Origin of the sequence: Chryseobacterium sp. UNC8MFCol (genome assembly GCF_000482305.1) — a bacterium.
Lineage (GTDB): Bacteria > Bacteroidota > Bacteroidia > Flavobacteriales > Weeksellaceae > Chryseobacterium > Chryseobacterium indologenes.
In genome coordinates this window covers 712,988-736,183 of sequence record NZ_KI535290.1, presented here as the reverse complement: position 1 = coordinate 736,183, position 23,196 = coordinate 712,988, and the positions used below count along the sequence as shown (strand labels likewise).

Here is a 23,196-nt window from a genome sequence, read left to right as displayed (position 1 = left end):
AATTTTTAAATAAATTTAGCGAACGTTCGCTGTTTGTGAAAATTTTTGTTTATGTTTGTAAGACAGAATCACAAAATCAACAAGTTATGGAAACTAAAACCCAGTTAGTTATTAAGTCACAGACACAGTTTGATGAGATATTTACTCAGGATCTGAATGATTTTTTGATTGAGCTTCACCAGAAATTCAATCCGAAAAGATTAGAACTTTTAGAGGAAAGAAAAAAAACACAGCAGGAATTCGACAAAGGTATTTTTCCCGAGTTTTTAAAAGAAACGGAAGACATTAGAAACGGAAACTGGGTGTGTGCACCATTACCGCAAGATTTATTAGACAGAAGAGTTGAAATTACCGGGCCCGTAGACAGAAAAATGATTATTAATGCCCTGAATTCGGGAGCTTGTACCTTCATGGCTGATCTGGAAGACAGCAGCTCGCCGACATGGGAGAATTGCATGCAGGGACAGATCAATCTTTCCGATGCCATCAACAGGTCTATTGATTTTGTGAACGAAAAGGGTAAAGTCTACAGACTTCATGAAAAAACTGCCGTTTTATTAGTCCGTCCAAGAGGATTACATCTTCCTGAAAAGCATATTGAAATCAATGGTGAACTCACCTCAGGATCATTAATTGATTTTGGAATGTATTTTTTCAGAAATGCAAAAAACTTGCTGACTAACGGAAGTGGTCCCTATTTCTATCTTCCCAAGCTGGAACATTATAAAGAAGCCCGTTGGTGGAATGATGTTTTTGTTTTTGCACAAAATTATATGGGTATTCCGGAAGGAACAATCAAAGCAACCGTTTTAATAGAGACCATTACCGCTTCATTTCAGATTGATGAGATTTTATATGAATTAAAAGAGCACAGCGCCGGACTCAATTGTGGACGATGGGATTATATTTTCTCATTTATTAAAAAATTCAGAAACCTGCCGGATTTTATCGTTCCGGACAGAGATCAGGTGACAATGACTTCACCTTTCATGAGCGCTTATTCAAAAAGAGTAATTGAAGGTTGCCACAAAAGAAATGTTCACGCTATCGGAGGTATGGCCGCTCAGATTCCTGTAAAAGACGATGATGAAGCCAATAGAATTGCTTTTGAAAAGGTCAGAAATGATAAAGAACGGGAAGTGAAAAACGGTCATGACGGTACCTGGGTTGCCCATCCTGCATTAGTTGCAGTAGCAAAAGAGGTCTTTGACCTGCATATGCCCTCAAAAAACCAGATAGACAAAAAAATTGAATACCATATCAGAGAAACCGATCTTCTGGAAATACCTAAAGGCGATATTAGCGAAAAAGGAGTCCGAAAAAATATTAACGTAGGTATCCTTTACCTTGAAAGCTGGCTGATGGGAACCGGTGCAGCAGCGATTTATAACCTTATGGAAGATGCAGCTACCGCCGAAATCTCAAGAACGCAGATCTGGCAATGGCTGAAAAATGAAGCGGTTTTAAGTGATGACAGGACCCTGACCCGCCATATGATCCTGCAATGGGAAGCCGAAGAAATGGAAAATATTGAAAAATATGTTGGAGAGGAACGTTTTAAAAAAGGAAAATTCAACCTGGCTAAAGAACTTTTCAATGAATTGGTGTTCTCGGAAAAATTTGAAGAATTTTTAACGCTCAAAGCATATCCTTTTATTTAATTGAAAATTGAAAATTGAAAATTGAAAATGGAGAATGGAGAATGGAGAATTGTAAACCGATGAGGAATGTCGGTGCTTCATGATCAAAACTTTACCCCTATATCATTACAAAAAATAACAAAATCCAAATATTATGAAAACAAGACAAGAACAAATCCAGGCTATAGAGCAAGATTGGCTGACGAACCCTCGTTGGAGCGGAATAAAAAGACCTTATACTGCAGAAGAAGTTTTAAAACTTCGCGGTTCGTATAAAATTGAGTATACCATTGCAAAAGAAATGTCAGAAAAATTCTGGGATAAATTGAACAGCCGGGAATATGTGGCAGGGCTTGGGGCACTCACTGGCAACCAGGCGGTACAGGAAGTAGATGCCGGGCTGGAAGCGATTTATCTCTCAGGATGGCAGGTAGCGGCTGATGCGAACCTTTCAGGAGAGATGTATCCGGACCAGTCTTTATACCCTGCAAACTCTGTTCCTTCAGTAGTAAAAAAAATCAATAATGCTCTGTTAAGGGCAGATCAGATACAATCGGTAAACGGAACCGGAGATAAAGAATATCTTGTCCCGATAATTGCTGATGCTGAGGCAGGTTTTGGCGGAAACTTAAATGCTTTTGAACTCATGAAACAAATGATTGAAGCAGGAGCAGCGGGAGTGCATTTTGAAGATCAGCTTTCTTCTGCAAAAAAATGCGGACACCTTGGCGGAAAAGTACTCGTTCCTACACAGGAAGCCATCAATAAATTGGTGGCAGCGCGTTTGGCAGCTGATGTTTTAGGAGTTCCAAGTTTGATTATTGCAAGAACAGATGCTGACGCTGCAGATTTGCTGACATCGGATATTGACGACAGAGATAAAAAATTCGTGACAGGAGAAAGAACTTCCGAAGGATTCTATGTCGTAAAAAACGGAGTAGAGCAAGGAATAGACAGAGGACTGTCTTACGCACCTTATGCCGACCTTATCTGGATGGAAACTTCAAATCCGGATTTAGAACAGGCAAGAAAATTTGCAGAAGGAATTCACGCCAAGTTTCCGGGAAAAATGTTGGCATACAATTGCTCACCTTCATTCAACTGGGCTGCCAGACTGAGTGTTGAAGAAATGTCTACTTTCCGTGAGGAACTGGCCAAAATGGGATATAAATTCCAGTTTATTACCTTGGCAGGATTCCATGCTTTAAATACAGCAATGTTTGAGTTAGCTCTTGCTTATAAAGAAAGAGGAATGGCAGGATATTCTGAATTACAGGAGCGGGAATTTGCTTTGCAACAAAAAGGTTTCAGAGCAGTGAAGCATCAGTCTTTTGTAGGAACAGGATATTTTGATGAAATACAGAATATTGTTACCAATGGCTCATCAGCTACCGTAGCAATGAAAGACTCTACGGAAACTGCCCAGTTTCATTAGTCATTTTTCCTTATTTTTTGATGTAACCTTCTCGTTTCTGGGAAGGTTTTTATGGTTTGCTCAATAGCTGTTTACTGTGTTTATGTAAGGCAGAAAACCCGGATGATGATGAATAAAAATTTATATTATATTTGGGGACGAAAATTTTCGAAAAAAAATATACAGAATGAATTTAATTAAAGGACTTTTTATTGCGTTAGGTTTAACATTAACTGCTAATGCTGCCAACGCTCAACAAAAGATCGGAAGTGTAAACACAGATGAGATTTTTGCAAGTTTATCTGAGGTAAAAACAATTACTTCAACCGTTGATAATCTGACAAAAACAAAACAGACAGAAATCGAAAAATTAATAGGGGAGTATCAGACAAAGCTAAAAGCTGCACAAGATAAAGAGAAAACCCTTAGCGAAGCCAACAGAGAGGCGGTAACTAAAGAATTGATGGCTGCCCAGACAGACCTGCAGGCATTAGGTAAAAAAATAGAAGAAGCCAGAGCACAGGCCAGCAAAGAAATTTCTACAAAACAAAATGAACTTTTTGTTCCGTTACAACAAAAAGTAAAAGGAGCTATCTCTGCCGTTGCTAAAGAAAAAGGGTTAAATTTCGTATTTGATGTTTCGCAACCTGACAATAATAACCTTATCTACACAGACGGAACTGAAGATATCACAGCATCCGTAAAAACAAAATTAGGAGCAACCGCTTCTGCTCCGGCTACAAAAGCTAAGAAATAAGTATAATATACTATAAATGTTTAAAAGGAATCAGAATATATCTGGTTCCTTTTTTTGTATAAATGGATGCTTTTAATGGATAAAAGCGGGATTTTTTAGGATTAAGTGATACATTTGAGTAAACTTTTCGCAGAAATGGATTTAATATACGAGAAACAGATCAGAGTAGCAGAAGAACATATCGACCGGAACAATCATGTGAACAACGTGCAATATGTACACTGGGTAGAGGAAGTAGCAGCAGAACATTGGGATCTCCTAAAACATAAAACCGAATATGCAAACGATGTATGGATGCTTCTTGATCATCATATTCAATACAAAAAACAAGTCTATCTGAACGATATCATCACCGTCAAAACTTACCCTCAAACCCCTGAAGGTGCAAAGCAACCGAGAAAAGTGGAATTTTATTGCCATGATCAGCTTGTCGTAGACTCCGCTACACTTTGGATTTTATTTGATCCTCAGGCAAAGAAGATTAAAAGACTGGAAAACGACTGGCTGGAGAAATTAAAGTGAAAAAAAACAACTCACTTTGTATGAACTGTAATATAGTGAGGCTTTGAACTGTCTTTTATAAGAATCACTAACATCATAACCAATGAAAAACAAAATTTTCATACCCCTAGTTATACACTTTTCACTGTTGGGATATACCCAGACTCCTGAGCAATCAAAAGCAATTGATACCTATGTAAAGAATGTTATTCAGGTCAATGAGATCCCGGGAATGGCTGTTGGGATTGTAAAAAATAATAAGGTAATTTTCCAGAAATATTATGGAACTGAAACCTTGGAAACCAATAAAAAGGTCGATTCGCATTCGATGTTCAGGATATATTCTACGACAAAGCTCATGTCAAATGTTGGTCTGTTTCAGCTGATTGAACAGGGAAAAGTATCGTTGGACGACAACATTTCAAAATATATAGACCATTTACCGGCAAAATGGCAAAATATTCAGGTTAAAAATCTTGTTTCCCATTCTTCGGGTCTTCCGGACTGGATTCACTTCAGCGATATTTCGAAAGATGCCACCGATGCTGAGGTTATTGATCGGTTGTCAAAAGAAAATATGGAATTTGAAACCGGCAGTGATTACAGATACAACCAGACAAACTATCTGTTGGTTACCATGATCATTGAAAAGGTAACAGGAGAAAAATTTGAAGATTATATCGTGAAAAATCAATTCCCTGACTTGCGGAATCAGTTGGTGTTTTCATCAGATTCTGTGGAGGAAATTCCCAACAGAATCGTGAAATATATTTATAATAAAGAAACCCATCAATACGATAAATCCACATTTGTAGAAGGGAGAAGGGCGCATTCAGCCAATGGACTGGCGATTACATTGCCTGCTTTTTTACAATGGAGCATTCATCTTGCCAAAAATGATTTTCTAAAACCTGGCACAAGGGAGTTGATGTGGAAACCGTTCAAATATAAAAATAAAAAAGTGGCTTTCACCCATGGCTGGGATATTTCAGAATTTAATAACATCAAATCATATCATTTTTCCGGTGGAAATGTAAGCGCATACAGGATTTTTCCCGAAAACGATATGGCTATTATCTTAATGTATAACGGATACAAAGAATTTCCGGTTTATTTTCCAATGGTGAATCAGATAGCAGGAATTATGGATAAACGTTTGCTGAATCCTTATATGGTGGCAGAAGAATACACAAAGTCTGAACCTCTTGTTTATCCTGATCATAAAAAAGAAACTTATGGCTATCGTATAGAAAAAGATAAAGTCGTTTTTTCCTACCAGTTTCCAGAAAAACAGAGCACTGAATATATCAGAAATCTTACCGTTGCAGGTTCATTTAATAATTGGAATACCGGTGATAAAGCATATCGGATGATTCTGAAAAAGAACAATACCTTTGAACTTGCCCTACCCAAATCTTATTATGAAAAAGGGAAAACATATGGTTTTAAGTTTGTGATGAATACAAACGGATGGCTTTCGGTTCCTTACTATTCTTCCAATACAGATGGAACAAGGGATAATAATTTAACGTTGAAAATCGACTAAAAGAATACTTTAATACCTTTAATAGATACAGTCTTTTTCTGTGTTCAACTGTTTTATCATATCTTTGCAGTATGATACGTATTACAAAAATTTTTACATTCGAAACGGCTCACGTACTCTACAATTACGATGGGAAGTGTAAAAATATGCACGGACATTCCTATAAACTGTTTGTAACGGTGAAAGGAAAACCGATTAATGATATAGAAAACCCTAAAAACGGGATGGTGGTCGATTTTGGAGATATCAAAAGTATCGTGAAATCTGAAATTGTTGATGTATGGGATCATGCAGTGCTTGTTAATGCCTTATCTCCTCACAAAGAATTGGGAGATGATCTTGAACAGAGAGGTCATAAAGTAATCTATTGCAGCTTTCAGCCGACTTGTGAAAACATGTTGTATGCCATCGCTTCAAAAATAAAATCAAAACTTCCTGAAGGTATTTCTTTAGCTTATCTTAAACTTCATGAGACAGAAAACTCTTATGGAGAATGGTTTGCAGAAGATAATCAATAAAAGTATTCAACAAAACTCAAACGGTGTTAAAGACAATAATTAATTTAGAACCCGGGAAAAAGGTATACTTCGCCTCAGATCAGCATTTTGGCGCTCCCACACCCAAAGAGAGTCGTGTGCGTGAAGAGAGGTTTATTCGCTGGCTGGATGAGATCAAAGAAGATGCACAGGTTCTGTTTTTAATGGGTGACCTTTTTGATTTCTGGCATGAATGGAAACATGTTGTACCCAAAGGATATGTACGTGTTCTCGGGAAAATCGCCGAATTGAAAGACAGGGGAATTCACATTTATTTCTTTGTGGGCAATCACGATTTATGGATGAAAGATTACCTGGAAGAAGAAATCGGTTGTACGGTTTTTTACCAGAAACAATATTTTGAAATGGGTGGCAAGCAGTTTTTGCTCGCCCATGGAGATGGTCTGGGACCCGGAGATAAAGGGTATAAAAGAATGAAAAAATTATTCACCAATCCTGTAGCTCAATGGTTTTTTAAATGGCTGCATCCCGATATTGCCATGAAAATCGCGTTGTACCTTTCTCAAAAGAATAAAATGATTTCCGGCGAAGAAGATAAAGCATTTCTAGGTGAAGACAGGGAGTTTCTGATCATTTATTCCAAAGAAAAACTGAAGACTGAAAAGATTGATTATTTCATCTACGGACACAGACATCTTCCCATGGTCCTCAATCTGGAACCGGATTCAAAATATATTAACCTTGGAGACTGGATTTCCTATTTTACCTACGGGGTTTTTGAAAAAGATTTTGAACTGAAAGTCTTTGAAAAATAGAACAAAAAAAATTACCCCTAAAAGAGGTAATTTTCGAATAGACCGAAATCTATTCTTGTTTTTAATCCATATTCCAATTAAGTACTTGCAAGAATTTTACCAAAGTATATTCGTTCTATTAAAAAATTATTAAATAAAAATGTTTTTTCTGTTAATTGCTTTATAATGAAGTAATAATGAAGATTAAAAAATATGGAAGTGAAAAATATATTCAACATACAAACTGAACAGGACTTCCTGGATGCATCCTTAAAAACATTTCGCTATCAGTATGAAAATGTTGAAATATATAGGAAGTTCGTTGACTTTTTAAAAGTTAACCCCGATGAGGTGAATACCTTGGCCGAAATACCTTTTCTTCCCATAGAAATGTTTAAAAATCATCATATTCTTGATAAAAATGTCAGAGCTGATCTCTTTTTCCAAAGTTCCGGAACCACGCAGATGAATCTTTCGAAACATCATATTGCCGATCCCGCTTTGTATGAAGAGAGTATTTATAAAAGCTTTGAACAGTTTATCGGGAAACCTGAGGATTTTATTTTCTTAGGACTGCTGCCAAGTTACCTGGAAAAACAGAACTCATCATTGATCTATATGGTAGATTATCTGATGAAAAAATCAGGAAAACCTGAAAACGGATATTTTCTTTATAACCATTCCGAGCTGCTTCAGTTATTAAATCAGCTGGGAAATCAAAAAGTTATTCTTTTCGGGGTTTCCTTTGCCCTGCTGGATTTCTTAGATTACTGTCATTCCGGATTGAATAAGGAATCTCTGCATGTTCTTGAAAATATGATCGTCATAGAAACAGGAGGGATGAAAGGCCGGAAGGAGGAAATGACCAAAGATGAGCTTTTAAAAATCTTGCAGGACGGTCTTAAAACAGATAAAATCTATTCCGAATATTCGATGACAGAATTGCTGTCACAAGCCTATTCTTTAGGGAATAATGAATATAAATGCCCCAATTGGATGAGGATCATGGTGAGAAATGCTGAAGATCCTTTCTCGTACGAAAAAGAAGGCAGAACCGGGGCAATTAATATTATAGACCTTGCCAACATGCATTCGTGCTCGTTTATTGCTACCCAGGATCTGGGTAAAATAATGGGTGATCAATTTCAGGTGCTGGGACGGATAGATCATTCTGATATCCGTGGCTGCAGTCTTCTGGTAAGCTGATCGCTGAAATCAAAGATATAAAAATATAATTCCCTTCTGTCAAAATGATTAAAATAGAAGAACTTGTTCATGCATACATTCATACCCACTGCGATTTTGAAAAAGAACTCGTGCTGACGAACTATTTTCAGGCTGACTGGGAAGCAGATATACTGATCATTGACGGAGAAGGAATGAGTCATGAAATCGAAATCAAGCTTTCGAAAAGTGATTTTAAAAATGATTTCAAAAAGTCATATCTCAATAAAGATACAGGAGAAAAATTTCTGAAGCACGATAAAATCTCCTGTGGAGATTATGTTTGTAATGCATTCAGCTTTTTACTTCCGATGGGTATGGTAGATGCCGGCATTATTCCTGAACATTGCGGCATTATAGAGTTTTATCATAATGAAGATACCTGGGATACTGAATTCTTCCTGATCCGGCCACCTAAAAACCTTCATCAGGACTCATACTGGAATCTGAACGACAAGGATCTTTTCATCCGGAAGATGGCTCTGAATCTGCTGCAGCGTAAGATGGAGATCAAAGGGAAACACGAAGAGCTTATTTTTAAAAATCCGTTTGATATTATTAAAAAGTCAAAATAAAAAAATCCTGTCGCATGACAGGATTTTATCGTTAATTATTGTTCGTAAATTAATCTGTGATTTCTGCAGTATCTCTCTGAAGTAAGAATTTGTAGATTAAACCACCTACAATGCCTCCCAGAATAGGAGCAGCCCAGAACAACCAAAGTTGTGACATGGCAAGCCCACCTGTGAAAACGGCCTGCGAAAGGGATCTTGCAGGGTTTACAGAAGTATTCGTGATCGGAATAGAGATTAAATGAATCAAAGTGAGTGCAAGACCGATGGCGATCCCGGCAAACTTACCGTTGGCCCATTTATCAGTAGCTCCCATAATCACAATAAGGAAAAAGGCAGTCAATAAAAACTCTGCAAGGAACGCAGCTCCCATACTGAATGCTTTTCCGTTATATACAGCTTCCCCGTAAAAGTTGGTGGCAAAAGCTCCCGGTTTTGAAAAATCAACAACTCCGGCTCCGTTGAGGATGGTATATAAACATCCTGCAGCAACAAGCGCACCCAGACACTGTGCTACAACGTAAGGGATAAGATCTTTTGCAGGAAATCTTCCTCCTGCCAAAAGCCCGAAAGAAACAGCGGGATTGAAGTGGCCCCCGGAAATATGACCTACCGCGTAAGCCATCGTGAGAACAGTAAGACCAAAAGCCAGGGCAACCCCTAAAAGTCCGATCCCGATGTCAGGAACACCAGCCGCGAAAACAGCACTTCCGCAACCTCCGAAAACAAGCCAAAATGTGCCGAAAAATTCAGCAAAAAGTTTTTTTATCATATTGTTTATTTTTAAAATGTATCTCAAATGTAGAATTTATATCTTAGATTAAAAAGTTAAAACTGAAAAAATATTTCAAAAACAAGAGAACAAAAAATGTTAAATTGATAATTTGGTTTAATGTTTGTTTGGGATTTGGGTAAAGTGTATTATTATCAAAGTTGAAAGAGATAACATAAACGTTTTATCTTTCATTAGTAATTTAAAAGGGTGGTTAATGAGAAAGTTTCTTTGTGTGGTCTTCGTACCTTTTGTTTATACCTTACATCATGCACAGGCAGCCAGAAAAGCTTTTCCCTGCTATGATCTGACTTCTGTTCTGAAGGTAGAGCCGACAGCGCTTTACAAACCGCATCTCGATGCTTCAAAGAGTTTTGGAGTACAGTTACTCAAAGATTCCAAAACTGTACAGAAATATATCAACAACGGGAAATTTCATAAAATAAAAAAAAGCGGCAAAGGGTACCGCATTCAAAAGCTTGATTACAGCAGGGCGTACATGGTATCTAAAGCGAAAACCACACTGGAAAAAATAGCTTCCAAATTCAGTAAGGATACAAAAGGCGGAACATTTACCGTTTCTTCAATGACCAGAACGCTGGAAGATCAGTGCAGGCTGAGAAGAGTCAATTCTAATGCATCATTAGGAATAAGTTCTCACAATTACGGGAATTCTTTTGATATCTCCTATGTCAGATTCAATGATGTTCACAAATACAATCCCAGAATGGAAATAGCGATGGAGAAAGTTTTAAAGCATTATGTAGATACTGGTAGAATTTATTACATCAAAGAAAAGCAGCAGAGTTGTTATCATATTACTGTGAGAAATTATTAATTAAAATTCTTTCTTGCATAAGATGTGTAGTTTCTATATTTTTATAGAACTAAAAAATCATGACTATGATAACATTAAACAGTGAAGATTTCATGCTGCGAAAAGAAGAGTGTCAGGCAGCAATGGATCAGTGGAGTTTACATCTTGCTCATTTTCCTGAACTTAAACAATTACTTCCTACCAATTACATTTTTGAAATTAACGCCGGTCATCTCGACTGGATGAGGAAGAATAGTAAATATGAAGAGTTTTGTGCTGCAATGGGTGTGTATGATGCACAGGTGATCCTTATTTTGTATCCTATGGATGAGAAAGGATACAGGAAAGATATGGATGAATATCCGTGCACTTTACTTTCTCCTCTTCAGTACGATCTCAGACTCCAGGAAATACAGCAGTATACTGTTGTCAAAAATGCCCTTCTCTCTAAAGATCTTCAAGATATTGATAAGAATGCTGACATGTCTTTTCCGATTTCAAACAAACCGGTTCTTGAACAGGATAAGGCACTGGAAGCTATTGAAAAATGGAGAAATGAAGGGATGGAATGGTTTTATCAGGAATGTACAGATTATAAAGGCGCCAGAATATTTACAAAATTTTATGTTCCTACTGCTGATTTATGTCTTGAAAACGTTGGGCTAAAAAGAATTGTATGTTCTTTTGGGTTGAAATATAATGATATATACGGAAGAATGCTGGTGACCCTTATTTTTATTTCCTTCCTTGAAAATCTTGAAAATACCGGTAGTAGTGCCCTTACAGAGGCCAATACATACGATTGGGCAAAACCGTGTCCGCCGGTGTGCAGAATACCTATGGACGGCTTTTAATATAAAAAGGATGGCTGAAATTTATAAGGCAATTTTATTCCTGAATTATGCGCTGCTTCTATCTGTTATTTTGTGGGGAGTAGCCAAATATAATATACTGAATAATAAAGAAAGGCAGTATTTTTATTGTATTGCTTTTCTTTTTTTTATTGAACTTTTAAATCTTATTCTGCCTTATATTTTCAAATTTAACGATACTTCATTTCTCTATCCTTTATATATTGCAGGCGAGTTTTTTCTATTGACCGGTCTATTTATACGGAAGCTCGACTGGCACGGATATTTTCTCGCATGTACCGGAATTCTGGCTACAGGTTTTATGATCTCAAAATATGGTTTCAATTACCCTGCAAATGCCGATATTGCAAAAGTAGTTTCTAATATTATAATCATATGCCTTTCAGGATTTACCCTGATAAAAGAAATTAAAGATACTTCTGTACAGAACCGTTTTCTATGGGTAGATGCAAGTATCTTTTTCTATTACTCGGTTTCAGTGTTTGTCTTTATCATTCAGCATCAGATTGCAAACCTGTCCGAAGGTGATTTTTATACAATTCTCAGTGCCAATAATATTCTCTCGAGTATTCTGTACTGCTCATTACTATATATTTTCATCAAATTAAAGAAGTAACTTTAAATATAAACCTGTTAATCCTTATAATTGTTACCATAGCAGTTATCGTATCCTTTATTTTGCTTGCCTACAGAGCTTTCATCAGCAGGATCATTAAAGAGAAAAATGTACAGCATGAGGCTGAAGTTCTTCATCAGAAAAAACTGGCACTGGAAAGCATCAAGGCTCAGGAGGAAGAAAGAAAAAAAATTGCGGTAATGATTCATGATGACCTTGGGAACAGACTCAATATTCTTTCCTTATGGCTCAATAATCTTGATACACAGGGAGATGAATTGATTAAGAAAAATATCCATGATCAGATGTCTGCCCTTATCGATGCTGCAAGAGGGATTTCCCATTCATTATATCCTGTAAACCTTGAATCTGTGGGGTTAGTCTTATATGTAGAAGAGCTTATCACAAACCTTTCCCATAAAATTAATATTTCTCTTCGGGTAATGCCAGGGTATGAAAAAAAAGATCTTTTTGTGGAAGTTCAGCTGTACAGGATTATTCAGGAGTTTACCACCAATGTCATCAGGCATTCTACCGCAACTGATCTCTGGATTTATCTAAAAGATTATTCCCAATATATGGCAGTCGTCATTTCAGATAATGGGCAGGGGTTTGAATATGAAAAGGTGAAAAAAGGCATGGGTATCAAGAATATTGAATCCCGTATAAAATCAATGAATGCTACCCACAAATGGAAAAAAACTTTTTTACATAAAGGAAGTCGTTTAATCATTAAAATACCAACACACAATGAGTTCCCAAATCAAATTAGCCCTGATTGATGATGAACAGCTGATCCTGGAAGGGGTAAAAATGCTGCTGTCGAATGAAAAAAATATATCGGTTCGCCTCACCTCTGATAACGGCCCCGATTTTATTGACCAACTGGAATTGCTTTCAGAAGAAGACTTTCCTGATATTGCACTGGTGGATGTTCAGATGAAACCGATGAATGGTTTTGAGCTGGTAGAAATTCTCAAAGAAAAGTATCCCGACCTTAAAATTATTATTCTCTCTTCCCATTACAAGACTTCTATTCTCGGATATATGGTCAAGTTGGGAGTATCTGCATTCCTCCCTAAAAACTCAAATAAGAAAACATTCATTGATGCCATTACCATGGTTGATAAAAATGGCGTCTTCTTTACTGCAGAAGACCACCAGATGTTATTTACCTATATGAACAGCACAGCCAAGAAAAATTCTCTCTTTGAAACAGAGGATGAGCTGTCTGAACGCGAAAAGGATGTTGTAAAGCTTATCTGTCAGGAGTTTACCAACAATGAAATAGGCGAAAAACTTTTTATAAGCCCCAGAACAGTTGAGAGTCACAGGCAAAGAATACTGGAGAAGATCGGAGCCAAGAATACTGTGGGAATTGTCATATATGCCATTGTCAACAATATTTACTCACTTGAAAAAATATAACCAGATTCCGTAGAAATACGGAATTTTTTATTTGGTACTTTCCACTCTAGTTTAGCTTTCCTTTCTTCTGTTATTTTGAAATGTCTCTCTCAGAGATTATAAAAAAATAAAACACAGACAGGATTTGTAATAAAAATTAAATAAAAGCATGAATGGCAGCAGAGTGATTTCCATCGGGATTTTCTTTGATGGTACAGGAAATAATGGGGTAAATATTCTTTCACCGGATAAACCGCTGAACAATAATGAAAGCTATTATGGCACCTTCACCAATATCTATAAATTATACAGCTTATTTAACGGAGACGAAAAAGTATACATCGAAGGAATCGGAACTTTAACGGGTAATGAAGATAATAATTTTGCGATGGCAACATGTGCCAATCCACCCTACGGAACCGGATATTCTTCAGATGATAAACTCAGGAAAGCAGACGACTTCGTTCAAAAGATAATCCGCGATACGACAAAAGAATATCACTTTTATATTTATGGATTCGGAAGAGGGGGCATGTTGGCAAGAACTTTCTGTAATCAGCTTTTATCATATTATCCTTTGCAGCACTGCAAGATCAGATTTCTCGGTGTCTTCGATACGGTAGAATCAAAACCTTTTAATACCTATAATCTTAGTTTACCTGATCAGGTGGAGCATGCATTGCATATTTGTGCAGTCAATGAGTGCAGATTCTTTTTCCCTTTGACCGGATTTTTTGAAAATTCTAAAGCAATGCAGGACCAGCAATCCGAAAGTCTGTCAGCAGTATGGAAAGAGATTTTTGTCCCCGGTGCGCATGCCGATATAGGAGGAGGCTATCTGGAAGGACCACAATCTGTTTATATTTCTACAGATTTTGTGAATGATAATGATTTACAGGATTATATTTCCGATATAAGGAATGCCAAAACAGATGCTGCCGGAAATAAAATATGGGATGACCTGCTTTCCGGATATGAAATTGATAACGGGAAAATTTTCTTCCAGGCTTACTTATGCCGGGATAAGGTCTATAATGACCTGTCAAAAATGTATGGAAAACTGATGATGGACGAGACCAATTCAGTTGCTACAGTTTTTAACACAGATTCTGATATCTATTTTGGTACCGATTATAATAAACATGAATTTCTAAAACGTTTTTATAAGATCCTGCGGGAATATGTACAGGACCTTTCTGCCGGTAAAAAACCGGTGTATGATTTCAAAAAGCTGGCAGACTATATCCATATTTCAGCCAATTTTGGACTCTGCACTGATCAGCTGCTCAGGAGATCACAATACGAAATTAATATTGAACTTATCAATAACGGACTGAACGTTTCCAGCAGTACTTCTGTAGATCAGACGTGTGACAGGAGACTTTCGGTAGAGCTTCATCTTCCCGAAGACAGTTTTGTCGCAGACTTTTTATACGGAACCAGTGTACCAAATAATGACATCTGGATCAGGTCGATTGTAAAGAGCCCTTCAGTGGTAAGCATAAACCCAATCAATAATTAGTGCGGGCACTTTTTTCAGTTTTAAATTTAGGTTAGGGAGCATCTCAAACGATGCTCCCTTTATTTTTGAGTGCTCTAAATCATTGAGTATAAGTACTGAATGGTGAATTTGGTATTTTATACTGTAGTTTTTGTTTTTTTATTCCCGTTACTTTGAATTGTTCATTTGAAGCTTCAAAATAAAATATGAACAGGGCGGATTCTGAAAAGCCTAATCATAAAAAGAGTAAGAATACCAAAGACTAAAAACATGGAAAAGACACTTATCAAAACAGCAGCTACTACAATATTTTCAATTAATTTTGATTTTACATCAAGTGAGCAAAAAGCGATTCTTCAGTACTTACAACAAAACAATTACAAGCTAATGGGGTACAAAGGTGCTTCCGGACCTAATCAGGTTTCTACAGGAGTACCGGCTTGGTTTGCCATTAACTACAGTGATATGTTTGGAGCGGTAGAAATTGATTACGAACCGAAATATAAGGTTTATGTTTTCAATAAGTCAACTATTGGGACCAATACTACTATACAAATGCAGGCATTATCTGATGAAGTGCCTTTAGGAACAGCTGTCGTTTTTCATCAGGACGGTTCTTTCTCCACCAACGGATCAGCTCCGGCAGGAGTAATTACCGTGAAAAATGAAAGAGGAGCAGGTACCCCGAATATTACAATAGGATTAGCTGCAAAAGTAAACGGTCAATATCTGCCATTCTGCGCATTTACATGTACACCACTAGGTTCAGTAAGCATGGAGCCAAACGAGAAAGTGGTTTTATTTGCTGCTCAAACCAATATGACGTCAGGATCTGTAACAGGTAATGCTACAGCTCCGGGATGTAATTTTATATTCAGTGCTCAGAATGTAGCATATGAGTTGCAAATGATTGCAGGAACCTATGGTATCGAAAGTGTACCTGGAACAGCACCAGTAAACCCGGTATCATCAGGAGAGTCATTGACACAGTTATTAAACATTTTCTAAAAAATACACATTCCCGAAGGATATTTTTCCTTCGGGATTTTATTATGGATACTACATTAAACATATATTTTGATAAAAACGGAGTCAATTATCTGAATACTACCAATCAGATGGTAGGTATCATAAGGGCTTATCCCGGAGCTGCAGATCTCAGATATATATGTCTGGCATTTGCTCCATTTATTAATAATAATCCGTGTACATTTTCAGACTGCTGGAAAGCGCTGGCGAGTAGAAATCAGCCCCAGAGTATGGAAACATACAAAGAAAATGTTTCCACGGATGCTCAGTACGGGCAGAGATATACCGTCTCCAATATTGGTTTTTATGGTACCCCCGGAATTTGTCCTCCCGATTTGTTAGGAATAGAAAATGCATCTACTTCTGTTTTGTATCCTGGTATTGCTCAGAAAATAAACGGTGTCTTTGGAGTTTGCAACGTAGACACAGCATCTGTCAACACTATTAATTATTTTGATTACAGTGACGAGCTCTGGCTTTTTACCGCTAGTGGTATTTTTTCCAATATGGCCATTGCCTCATCTCTTTTTGTTCCCTCTAATATGCAGAATAGGGGTTTCACCATAAGCAAATACCTTTCTGTCATTTTTCAGGAGGATATGGATGTTTATTTTGATTCACTGAGCAATGTATTCAGAATAGGAAAACTTCCCACAAAAAAATAAAAGGTCATGGAAAATACAAATATTACTACCGAAGATTATCTGTACGCATTAGGACAAAATAATCTGGTGTATAATGATGATTTCCGTTACTTCAGTAATCAGACATCAAAAAACGGCGCGCTTATTTATGGCATTCCCGATGGTTGGTTATACAATGATAACGGAGCAAACGGAAAGATTTCGTTTGATTCAAATTCCGGTCAGTTGGTTATTCTTAAAAGTCAGACTTCAGATGAAATGACCTTTAAGCAGGCCTTGCACGAATTTCCCAGATGGAAACAGATGCTTCCGGGAAAGACAGCTTCCGCTCAGATTGTTTTAAGCTTAAAAGTGAGCGGGGAAGTAACAATGCAGTTATCTGACGGAATGGATTCCAGCTCGGTGACCGTATCTCAAACCGGAGACTATGAATTGAACCTGCGGCATACCATAAATCCGTCAGCTACAAAGCTTATTCTTGGCATTTCTTCAAAAGTTCCCAATGCAGAAATAAGAATTTCCCAATGCTGCACCAATTTAGGTTGGGTGGCACTCAGGAATCTCCCGTGTATCATTCAGGGAGTCATCGGCGAGCGAAGACAATACATTGCTACCGAGTTTGCGCCTGAAGGAGAGTTTTCTCTATGTATGGCACCTATAGAATTGGATGCTAACTATACAAGGCTGAATTCAATTCTTAACTATAGGTTTGGAAAGGGACCGAACGGATTTTCAATGTTGCTGGATATGCGTGGATACTTTAGCCGTGCCTGGAATAACCAGGCCGGAGTAGATATGAATGCTACAGAAAGAAAAGCTCCGGGAACGGGAACGATTACAGGAGACCATGTCAGTACCTTTGAGAATGATATTTTTAAAAAGCATGATCATGGATTGAAATTTTCCACAACAGCGATGATTCCTCCCGGAAACGGACCCACTCCGATGAGTATTATCGACACAAAAAGCAGCTCAAGAACAGATGTTGAAGCCGATGGCCTTGAAACGAGGCCCAAAAATATTGCAGAATTATATACCATAAAGTGGGCATAATGATGAGTGTAGAATTTTTGAGCTCAAAACATCTGGTGTACAATTATTTATTAATCCCAAAAACAAAATATTATGTTAGTTTCAGCATGGCTTAAAAAAGCAAACAAACTTTTAGATACCTGTAACTATGAGATCAGTATTAAAAATGGTAGCAAACCGATTACAATGGCTCAGGCAACTACTTTGAATGAACTGCAAAACGATATAGGATCTCATCACGGGATCAGACAGGTAAAGTACAAAGAGGCTGCAGAAAGCCTTGTAGAAATGATTGCAATGGTAGAAGCAGGCCAAAAAACGCCTCCGCTTATCCAGGGATAAACGCTTAACAAAAATTCATTAGCAATAAACAAACGGCTGCCTATTTTCGGGCAGCTTTTTTTATTTCTGGCCTATTCATTTCTTTTTCCGTATTTTTGCAGCCGAAAATTCATTATTCATTACTAATTATTAATTAAAATGCTTTCTGTTCAAAGTTTAGGATTACATCATTCTGGAAATTATTTGTTTCAAAATGTCAATTTCACCATTAAAAAGGATGATAAAGTAGGTCTTGTAGGTAAAAATGGAGCTGGAAAATCCACTTTATTGAAAATGCTTTCCGGGGAAATTAATTTCTACGAAGGAGAAGTGATAACAGAGGGAAGCGTTACCATTGGTTTCCTGAAACAGGATCTTGATTTTGTGAAAGGAAGAACCGTCTGGAATGAAACCATGCAGGCTTTTGAGCAAATCAATGCCTGGAAAAATGAGCTTGAAGAAGTCAATCACCAAATGGCCACCAGGACAGATTACGAAAGTGATTCCTATACGGATTTAATTAATAAAATGACCGAACTGAATGACCTTTTGATGAATCATGATGCCTACAATCTTGAAGGCGATATGGAAAAGGTCTTATTTGGTTTAGGTTTTAAAGCGGATGATTTTCAGAAAATTACTGATGAATTTTCCGGAGGATGGAGAATGAGAATTGAGCTGGCAAAATTACTTCTTCAAAAGAATGATATCATGCTTCTCGATGAGCCTACCAACCACCTTGATATGGAGTCTATCATCTGGCTGGAAAACTTCCTGAAAGATTACCCGGGTGCGATCGTTCTCGTAAGCCACGATAAGCAGTTTATGACAGCCGTTTGCAACAGGACGTTTGATATCAACAATAAAAAAGTTGATGATTATAAAGCCAATTATACAAAATATCTTGTCATGAGAGAAGATCGCCGTGAAAAACTGATTCAGGCTAAAAAGAATCAGGATGCGGAGATCAAACAAATGGAAGATAATATTAATAAGTTCCGTGCCAGCGCTACAAAAGCATCTTTTGCTCAGTCACTGATCAAGAAACTGGACAAAATAGAACGTATTGAAGTCGATAATGAAGATGTTTCCAAATTCAATATCCGTTTCGTACAGTCTATGGTTCCCGGAAAAGTAATTTTTGAAGCGGAGAATTTAGGTAAAGCCTACGGTTCAAAACAAATCTTTGATGATGTGGATTTCATCGTTCAGAGAGGAGACAGAATTGCCCTTCTAGGTCAGAACGGACAAGGAAAAACAACGCTGGCTAAAATTCTGGCCGGAGATATTAAAGATTATTCAGGAAGCTGGAATCTTGGACACAACGTAAACATCGGGTACTTTGCCCAGAACCAGGAGGAAGTACTGACCCCTAATAAAACAGTTCTTGAAGAAGCAGAAGATGCTGCTACAGAAGAAACCAGACCTAGAGTAAGAGATTTGTTAGGATCTTTCTTATTCCAGGGAGATGCTGTTTCTAAAAAAACAAAAGTACTTTCCGGAGGAGAGAGAAACCGTCTGGCGCTTTGTAAACTATTGCTTCGTCCTTTCAATACCCTGATCATGGACGAACCTACCAACCACCTTGATATTCAGTCTAAAGAAATTATCAAGCTGGCTTTACAGAATTTTGAAGGGACGCTGATTGTGATTTCTCACGACAGAGAATTCCTTCAGGGACTTTGTGATAAAATCTACGAATTCCGTGACGGAAAAATGAAAGAATTCCTCGGAGACATCAATGAGTATCTGGAATACAGACAAAAGGAGACGATCAGGGAAATCTCGGCAGAGAAAGCCAAGCTTCACAATGAAGACGTAAAACCTGAACCTAAGAAAGCAGAAGAAAAACCTGCTGTCAGTGCTGGTCAGGCATCCGTTATTGTGAGCAAAGAGCAAAAAAATATTCAGAATAAAATTAAAAAAGTTGAAGAGAAAATTTCCGAACTGGAAACCAATATAGAGGCAATGGAAGCTTCTTTCACCAGGGAAAACCCTTCGGACGAAACTTTGGAAAAATATAACAAAGCCAAAGAAGAGCTGGATAACGCCCTCCAGGAATGGGAATATCTGGGAACTCAACTTGATTAAATGACAATATAAATGCTTCATAAACTAAAAATTATGAAGCATTTTTTGTAACGGAATCTTCTTCATTCCTACATATTATCAATAATCATAAAGTAATTTAATGAAAGTTTAAGGAAACAATTAAATTATTTTCATAATTTTGAACCATGATTTTTAAAGAAAGCAGAAACCTAAAGAGTTTTATCTCCAAGCTGTTGTTTGGAGTGTACTTCCTCGCGCTGCTTTCTCAAAGCTTTCACCATCACGATTCTGTAGACTATTTTAAGGCCTTCAATCTTAAAAAAACAGAAAATACAATGACGAAAGCTGCTACTAAAGAGAAAGCTGGCGACTGTCTGGCCTGCCACTTTTTGGTAACCGGACACACCCTCGCTCCTGAAGATTTCAGCTTAACTCTTGAGCATTATACCCAGGAAGTAAAGCAAATCATCACGATTCAGGAGAAAATCTGGTCTCAGACCAAATTCACTTTCCAACTTCGGGGACCTCCCGCAATTTCTTAATCGATAGATTCTCAAAGGGTTTAAAGTTTTTATACTTTTAAGTTCAGTTTTTTTATTTTCAATATTTAATTCCTTTGGAAAAAAGGTAGCGCACGATTGGTCATGTAATGTTAAAATAACCAATCACTGATCTGGAATTTCCTGGCTTTAATTCTTGGTCTTAAAAATTCAGAACCTGTACCCATTCAATAAATTTTAACGAAAAATATACCCTGTTGAAGGGTATGCAATCAATCTATTTACAATGAAATTGATATATTGCCTGCTGCTGATCTTTTGCGGATCAGTATTTACAAGTGCACAAAAAACGTATACCGTACAGGGAACCGTTCATGATTTTCATGATAAAACCATGCTGGAAAATGCGGTTGTGAAAATCGGAAACTTTACAGCAAAAACAGATAAAAAAGGAAAGTTTTCCTTTGATAAAATTCCTGCAGGGAAGTATACACTCATTGCCCAACATCCTGATTGCAATGATTATACTGAAAATATAGGAGTTGATCAGGATGTTCATCTGGCAATTACCCTTGAACATCACAGCAATGATATCGAAACCGTAACCATACACGGAAATCATAAAAACAACGGATCACTTGTGGTTAAAACACTCAGTAAATCTGACATAGAGAAAAACTCTACAGATAATCTGGGAAATTTCCTTTCTAAAATTTCGGGAGTGACAGCCCTGAAAACCGGAAATAATATTTCAAAACCGGTCATTCATGGCCTGTATGGTAGCCGTATCAGCATTTTGAACAATGGAGTACGTCTTGCAGAACAGGAATGGGGGGTAGAACATGCTCCGAATGTTGATATTAATAACTTTCAGCATATCGATGTTATCAAAGGGGCATCTGCTCTGAAATATGGTAGTGATGCCATTGGAGGAGTGATCGTTATGGAACCTGAAATCTTTCCTAAAAAGGATACCATCAAAGGTTCAGTAGGGCTTACGGGAATTTCCAACGGAAGAGGTCTCGGGCTCGATGTAGACGTTGCCAAAGTATGGAAAAACGGATGGGCCGTAAAGTCAGGAGGAAGCATTAAAAAGCTTGGTGATCAGAGCGCTCCCGACTACAACCTTAAAAATACGGGAATGGATTTTTCTTCTTTCAATTTTACGGTACAGAATAATACCTACGAAAGAGGAATCTCCTTTGATTATTACCTGACTAATCAGACTATTGGGATTTTAAGAGACTCTCACGTTTCTACTTCCGAGGATTATGACCGGGCAATGAATGCCAATCCACCCATTTATTCAGGTAAATTCAGTTATGATATTGATAACCCGAGACAGGTTATTGAGCATCATATTGCCAAAGTTTCCGCTTTCAAAAGGTTTGAAAATATCGGAAAACTGTCTGCTACCTACAGTTATCAGTACAACCACAGACAGGAATATGACATCCGAAGGGGAGATCTTAAGGATACTCCGTCTCTGGATCTGGAGCTGATGACGCACCAGTTTAATATTAATGATTTACTGGAAAGGGAAAAATGGTCTTTGGAAACCGGAATTGATGCAGTATTTCAAAACAACTATTCAGATCCGGCAACAAAGGCAAGACGCCTTATCCCGAATTATGATAAATATTCTGCGGGCGCTTATTCGGTTTTCAAATATAAAATTTCGCCGGAATTTAATTTTGAAGCTGGGGTAAGATATGATTTTACCCGGTACGATGTGACCAAATGGTATGACAAGAGCGACTGGGTGAAACTGTATGCAGATCAGTATCCACAGTTTTATGTGAAAACAGATCAGAACAGAGTGCTGACACGGCCACAGCTTAATTATAATAATGTTTCTTTCAATGCAGGTTTGGAATACCGTCCAAATGCCAATTTTGACCTGAAATTTAATTATGCTAAAGTAGGAAGATCTCCTAATGTAGCGGAATTATTTTCAGACGGGCTTCATCATTCGGCCGGAATTATCGAAACCGGATACATGGGATTGAAAAACGAACAGGGACATCAGTTTAATCTGAATATAGATTCAAAATTCAATGTGCTTAAAGGGTTAAATATTTCTGTAAACCCATACTTCTTTATCACCAAAAATTTCATTAATGAAATTCCGGTTGGTATCAAGGGGACTATCAGGGGAGTATTCCCGGAATGGGTATACCAACAGATTGATGCCAAAATGTATGGGGTAGATCTGGATGTCAGCTGGAGGCTTACAGATAACCTTACATATGTAGGAAAAGGAAGCTATGTGTATGGGCAGGACGACACGCACCATGAACCGTTGATTTTAATGATGCCGCCTAACTTTTCCAATGCTCTCCAATTCAAAAAGCAGGAATGGCGTAACTTCTATTTCACCGTGGAAAATCAGACGTTTGTAAAGCAAACCCGATTCCCGGTCAGAAATGCACCCTTGGAACTTTACGTCAACGGTGAATTGGTGGATAAAGAAATCGATTTCAGTACTCCGCCCGGCGGCTATTCATTATGGAATATCCAAACCGGAATCAACATCAGCAAAAACCTTTCTGCAGGTCTTATTGTGAACAATCTCTTCAATACTTCTTACAGGGAGTATCTGAACCGTCTGAGATTCTTTGCAGATGAGCCCGGAAGAAATTTTATTTTAAACTTTAGATACAAATTCTAAAGATTCAAAACCAACAA

Annotated in this window: 23 protein-coding genes; 22 read left to right on the top strand and 1 reads right to left on the bottom strand. The window is 37.5% G+C overall.

Annotation, left to right across the window (positions count from 1 at the left end; all coding sequences use genetic code 11):
- The first annotated feature begins 86 nt into the window (after window positions 1–86).
- From aceB to M030_RS0117700, 9 genes are all read left to right on the top strand, one after another.
- Window positions 87–1,661 (top strand): malate synthase A, encoded by a 1,575-nt coding sequence (gene aceB, locus M030_RS0117740; protein ID WP_027374731.1) that lies wholly within the window; start codon window positions 87–89, stop codon window positions 1,659–1,661.
- Between the two features lie 133 nt (window positions 1,662–1,794).
- Window positions 1,795–3,075 (top strand): isocitrate lyase, encoded by a 1,281-nt coding sequence (gene aceA, locus M030_RS0117735; RefSeq protein ID WP_027374730.1) that lies wholly within the window; start codon window positions 1,795–1,797, stop codon window positions 3,073–3,075.
- Between the two features lie 166 nt (window positions 3,076–3,241).
- A complete protein-coding gene (locus M030_RS0117730; protein WP_027374729.1) occupies window positions 3,242–3,811 on the top strand; it encodes an OmpH family outer membrane protein in 570 nt (189 codons plus the stop codon).
- A 135-nt stretch (window positions 3,812–3,946) separates the two neighbouring features.
- Window positions 3,947–4,333: an acyl-CoA thioesterase gene (locus M030_RS0117725; protein WP_027374728.1), complete on the top strand. Its 387-nt coding sequence runs from the start codon at window positions 3,947–3,949 to the stop codon at window positions 4,331–4,333.
- An 82-nt stretch (window positions 4,334–4,415) separates the two neighbouring features.
- Entirely contained in the window at window positions 4,416–5,858 is a 1,443-nt protein-coding gene (locus M030_RS24415; protein ID WP_051585140.1) for a serine hydrolase, read from the top strand.
- A gap of 71 nt (window positions 5,859–5,929) precedes the next feature.
- Window positions 5,930–6,376, top strand: coding sequence for a 6-pyruvoyl trahydropterin synthase family protein (locus M030_RS0117715; protein WP_027374727.1), 447 nt, complete (start codon window positions 5,930–5,932; stop codon window positions 6,374–6,376).
- A 23-nt stretch (window positions 6,377–6,399) separates the two neighbouring features.
- Window positions 6,400–7,170 carry a UDP-2,3-diacylglucosamine diphosphatase gene (locus tag M030_RS0117710; protein WP_027374726.1) on the top strand — a complete coding sequence of 257 codons (771 nt, stop codon included), beginning with the start codon at window positions 6,400–6,402 and terminating at the stop codon, window positions 7,168–7,170.
- A gap of 192 nt (window positions 7,171–7,362) precedes the next feature.
- Window positions 7,363–8,355, top strand: coding sequence for an acyl transferase (locus tag M030_RS0117705; protein ID WP_171032602.1), 993 nt, complete (start codon window positions 7,363–7,365; stop codon window positions 8,353–8,355).
- A gap of 44 nt (window positions 8,356–8,399) precedes the next feature.
- Window positions 8,400–8,948 carry a hypothetical protein gene (locus tag M030_RS0117700; RefSeq protein WP_027374724.1) on the top strand — a complete coding sequence of 183 codons (549 nt, stop codon included), beginning with the start codon at window positions 8,400–8,402 and terminating at the stop codon, window positions 8,946–8,948.
- Between the two features lie 49 nt (window positions 8,949–8,997).
- On the opposite strand, the gene aqpZ is transcribed toward M030_RS0117700, so the two are convergent.
- Window positions 8,998–9,714: an aquaporin Z gene (aqpZ, locus tag M030_RS0117695; RefSeq protein ID WP_027374723.1), complete on the bottom strand. Its 717-nt coding sequence runs from the start codon at window positions 9,712–9,714 to the stop codon at window positions 8,998–9,000.
- Window positions 9,715–9,934: 220 nt separating this feature from the next.
- On the opposite strand from aqpZ, the gene M030_RS0117690 reads away from it, so the two are divergent.
- The 13 genes from M030_RS0117690 (at window position 9,935) to M030_RS0117630 (ending at window position 23,179) form a co-directional block, all read left to right on the top strand.
- Window positions 9,935–10,555 (top strand): DUF5715 family protein, encoded by a 621-nt coding sequence (locus M030_RS0117690; protein WP_027374722.1) that lies wholly within the window; start codon window positions 9,935–9,937, stop codon window positions 10,553–10,555.
- 65 nt (window positions 10,556–10,620) lie between these two features.
- Entirely contained in the window at window positions 10,621–11,388 is a 768-nt protein-coding gene (locus M030_RS0117685) for a hypothetical protein (protein ID WP_227533314.1), read from the top strand.
- 10 nt (window positions 11,389–11,398) lie between these two features.
- Window positions 11,399–12,022: a hypothetical protein gene (locus tag M030_RS0117680; protein ID WP_027374720.1), complete on the top strand. Its 624-nt coding sequence runs from the start codon at window positions 11,399–11,401 to the stop codon at window positions 12,020–12,022.
- Between the two features lie 62 nt (window positions 12,023–12,084).
- Window positions 12,085–12,804 carry a sensor histidine kinase gene (locus M030_RS0117675; protein WP_027374719.1) on the top strand — a complete coding sequence of 240 codons (720 nt, stop codon included), beginning with the start codon at window positions 12,085–12,087 and terminating at the stop codon, window positions 12,802–12,804.
- Window positions 12,773–13,450 (top strand): response regulator transcription factor, encoded by a 678-nt coding sequence (locus tag M030_RS0117670; RefSeq protein WP_027374718.1) that lies wholly within the window; start codon window positions 12,773–12,775, stop codon window positions 13,448–13,450. The genes M030_RS0117675 and M030_RS0117670 overlap by 32 nt, the downstream gene beginning before the upstream one ends.
- Before the next feature lie 148 nt (window positions 13,451–13,598).
- Window positions 13,599–14,951 (top strand): T6SS phospholipase effector Tle1-like catalytic domain-containing protein, encoded by a 1,353-nt coding sequence (locus M030_RS0117665; RefSeq protein ID WP_027374717.1) that lies wholly within the window; start codon window positions 13,599–13,601, stop codon window positions 14,949–14,951.
- A gap of 249 nt (window positions 14,952–15,200) precedes the next feature.
- Window positions 15,201–15,938 (top strand): hypothetical protein, encoded by a 738-nt coding sequence (locus M030_RS0117660; protein ID WP_027374716.1) that lies wholly within the window; start codon window positions 15,201–15,203, stop codon window positions 15,936–15,938.
- Between the two features lie 44 nt (window positions 15,939–15,982).
- Window positions 15,983–16,624, top strand: coding sequence for a hypothetical protein (locus tag M030_RS0117655; RefSeq protein WP_027374715.1), 642 nt, complete (start codon window positions 15,983–15,985; stop codon window positions 16,622–16,624).
- A 6-nt stretch (window positions 16,625–16,630) separates the two neighbouring features.
- Complete coding sequence (locus M030_RS0117650; RefSeq protein WP_027374714.1) at window positions 16,631–17,656, top strand: hypothetical protein; 1,026 nt, start codon at window positions 16,631–16,633, stop codon at window positions 17,654–17,656.
- A 72-nt stretch (window positions 17,657–17,728) separates the two neighbouring features.
- Window positions 17,729–17,977, top strand: coding sequence for a hypothetical protein (locus tag M030_RS0117645; RefSeq protein ID WP_027374713.1), 249 nt, complete (start codon window positions 17,729–17,731; stop codon window positions 17,975–17,977).
- A gap of 138 nt (window positions 17,978–18,115) precedes the next feature.
- Entirely contained in the window at window positions 18,116–20,047 is a 1,932-nt protein-coding gene (locus M030_RS0117640; protein ID WP_027374712.1) for an ABC-F family ATP-binding cassette domain-containing protein, read from the top strand.
- A 146-nt stretch (window positions 20,048–20,193) separates the two neighbouring features.
- A complete protein-coding gene (locus tag M030_RS0117635) occupies window positions 20,194–20,550 on the top strand; it encodes a hypothetical protein (RefSeq protein ID WP_034722759.1) in 357 nt (118 codons plus the stop codon).
- A gap of 244 nt (window positions 20,551–20,794) precedes the next feature.
- Window positions 20,795–23,179 carry a TonB-dependent receptor gene (locus M030_RS0117630; RefSeq protein WP_027374710.1) on the top strand — a complete coding sequence of 795 codons (2,385 nt, stop codon included), beginning with the start codon at window positions 20,795–20,797 and terminating at the stop codon, window positions 23,177–23,179.
- Window positions 23,180–23,196 lie beyond the last annotated feature (17 nt).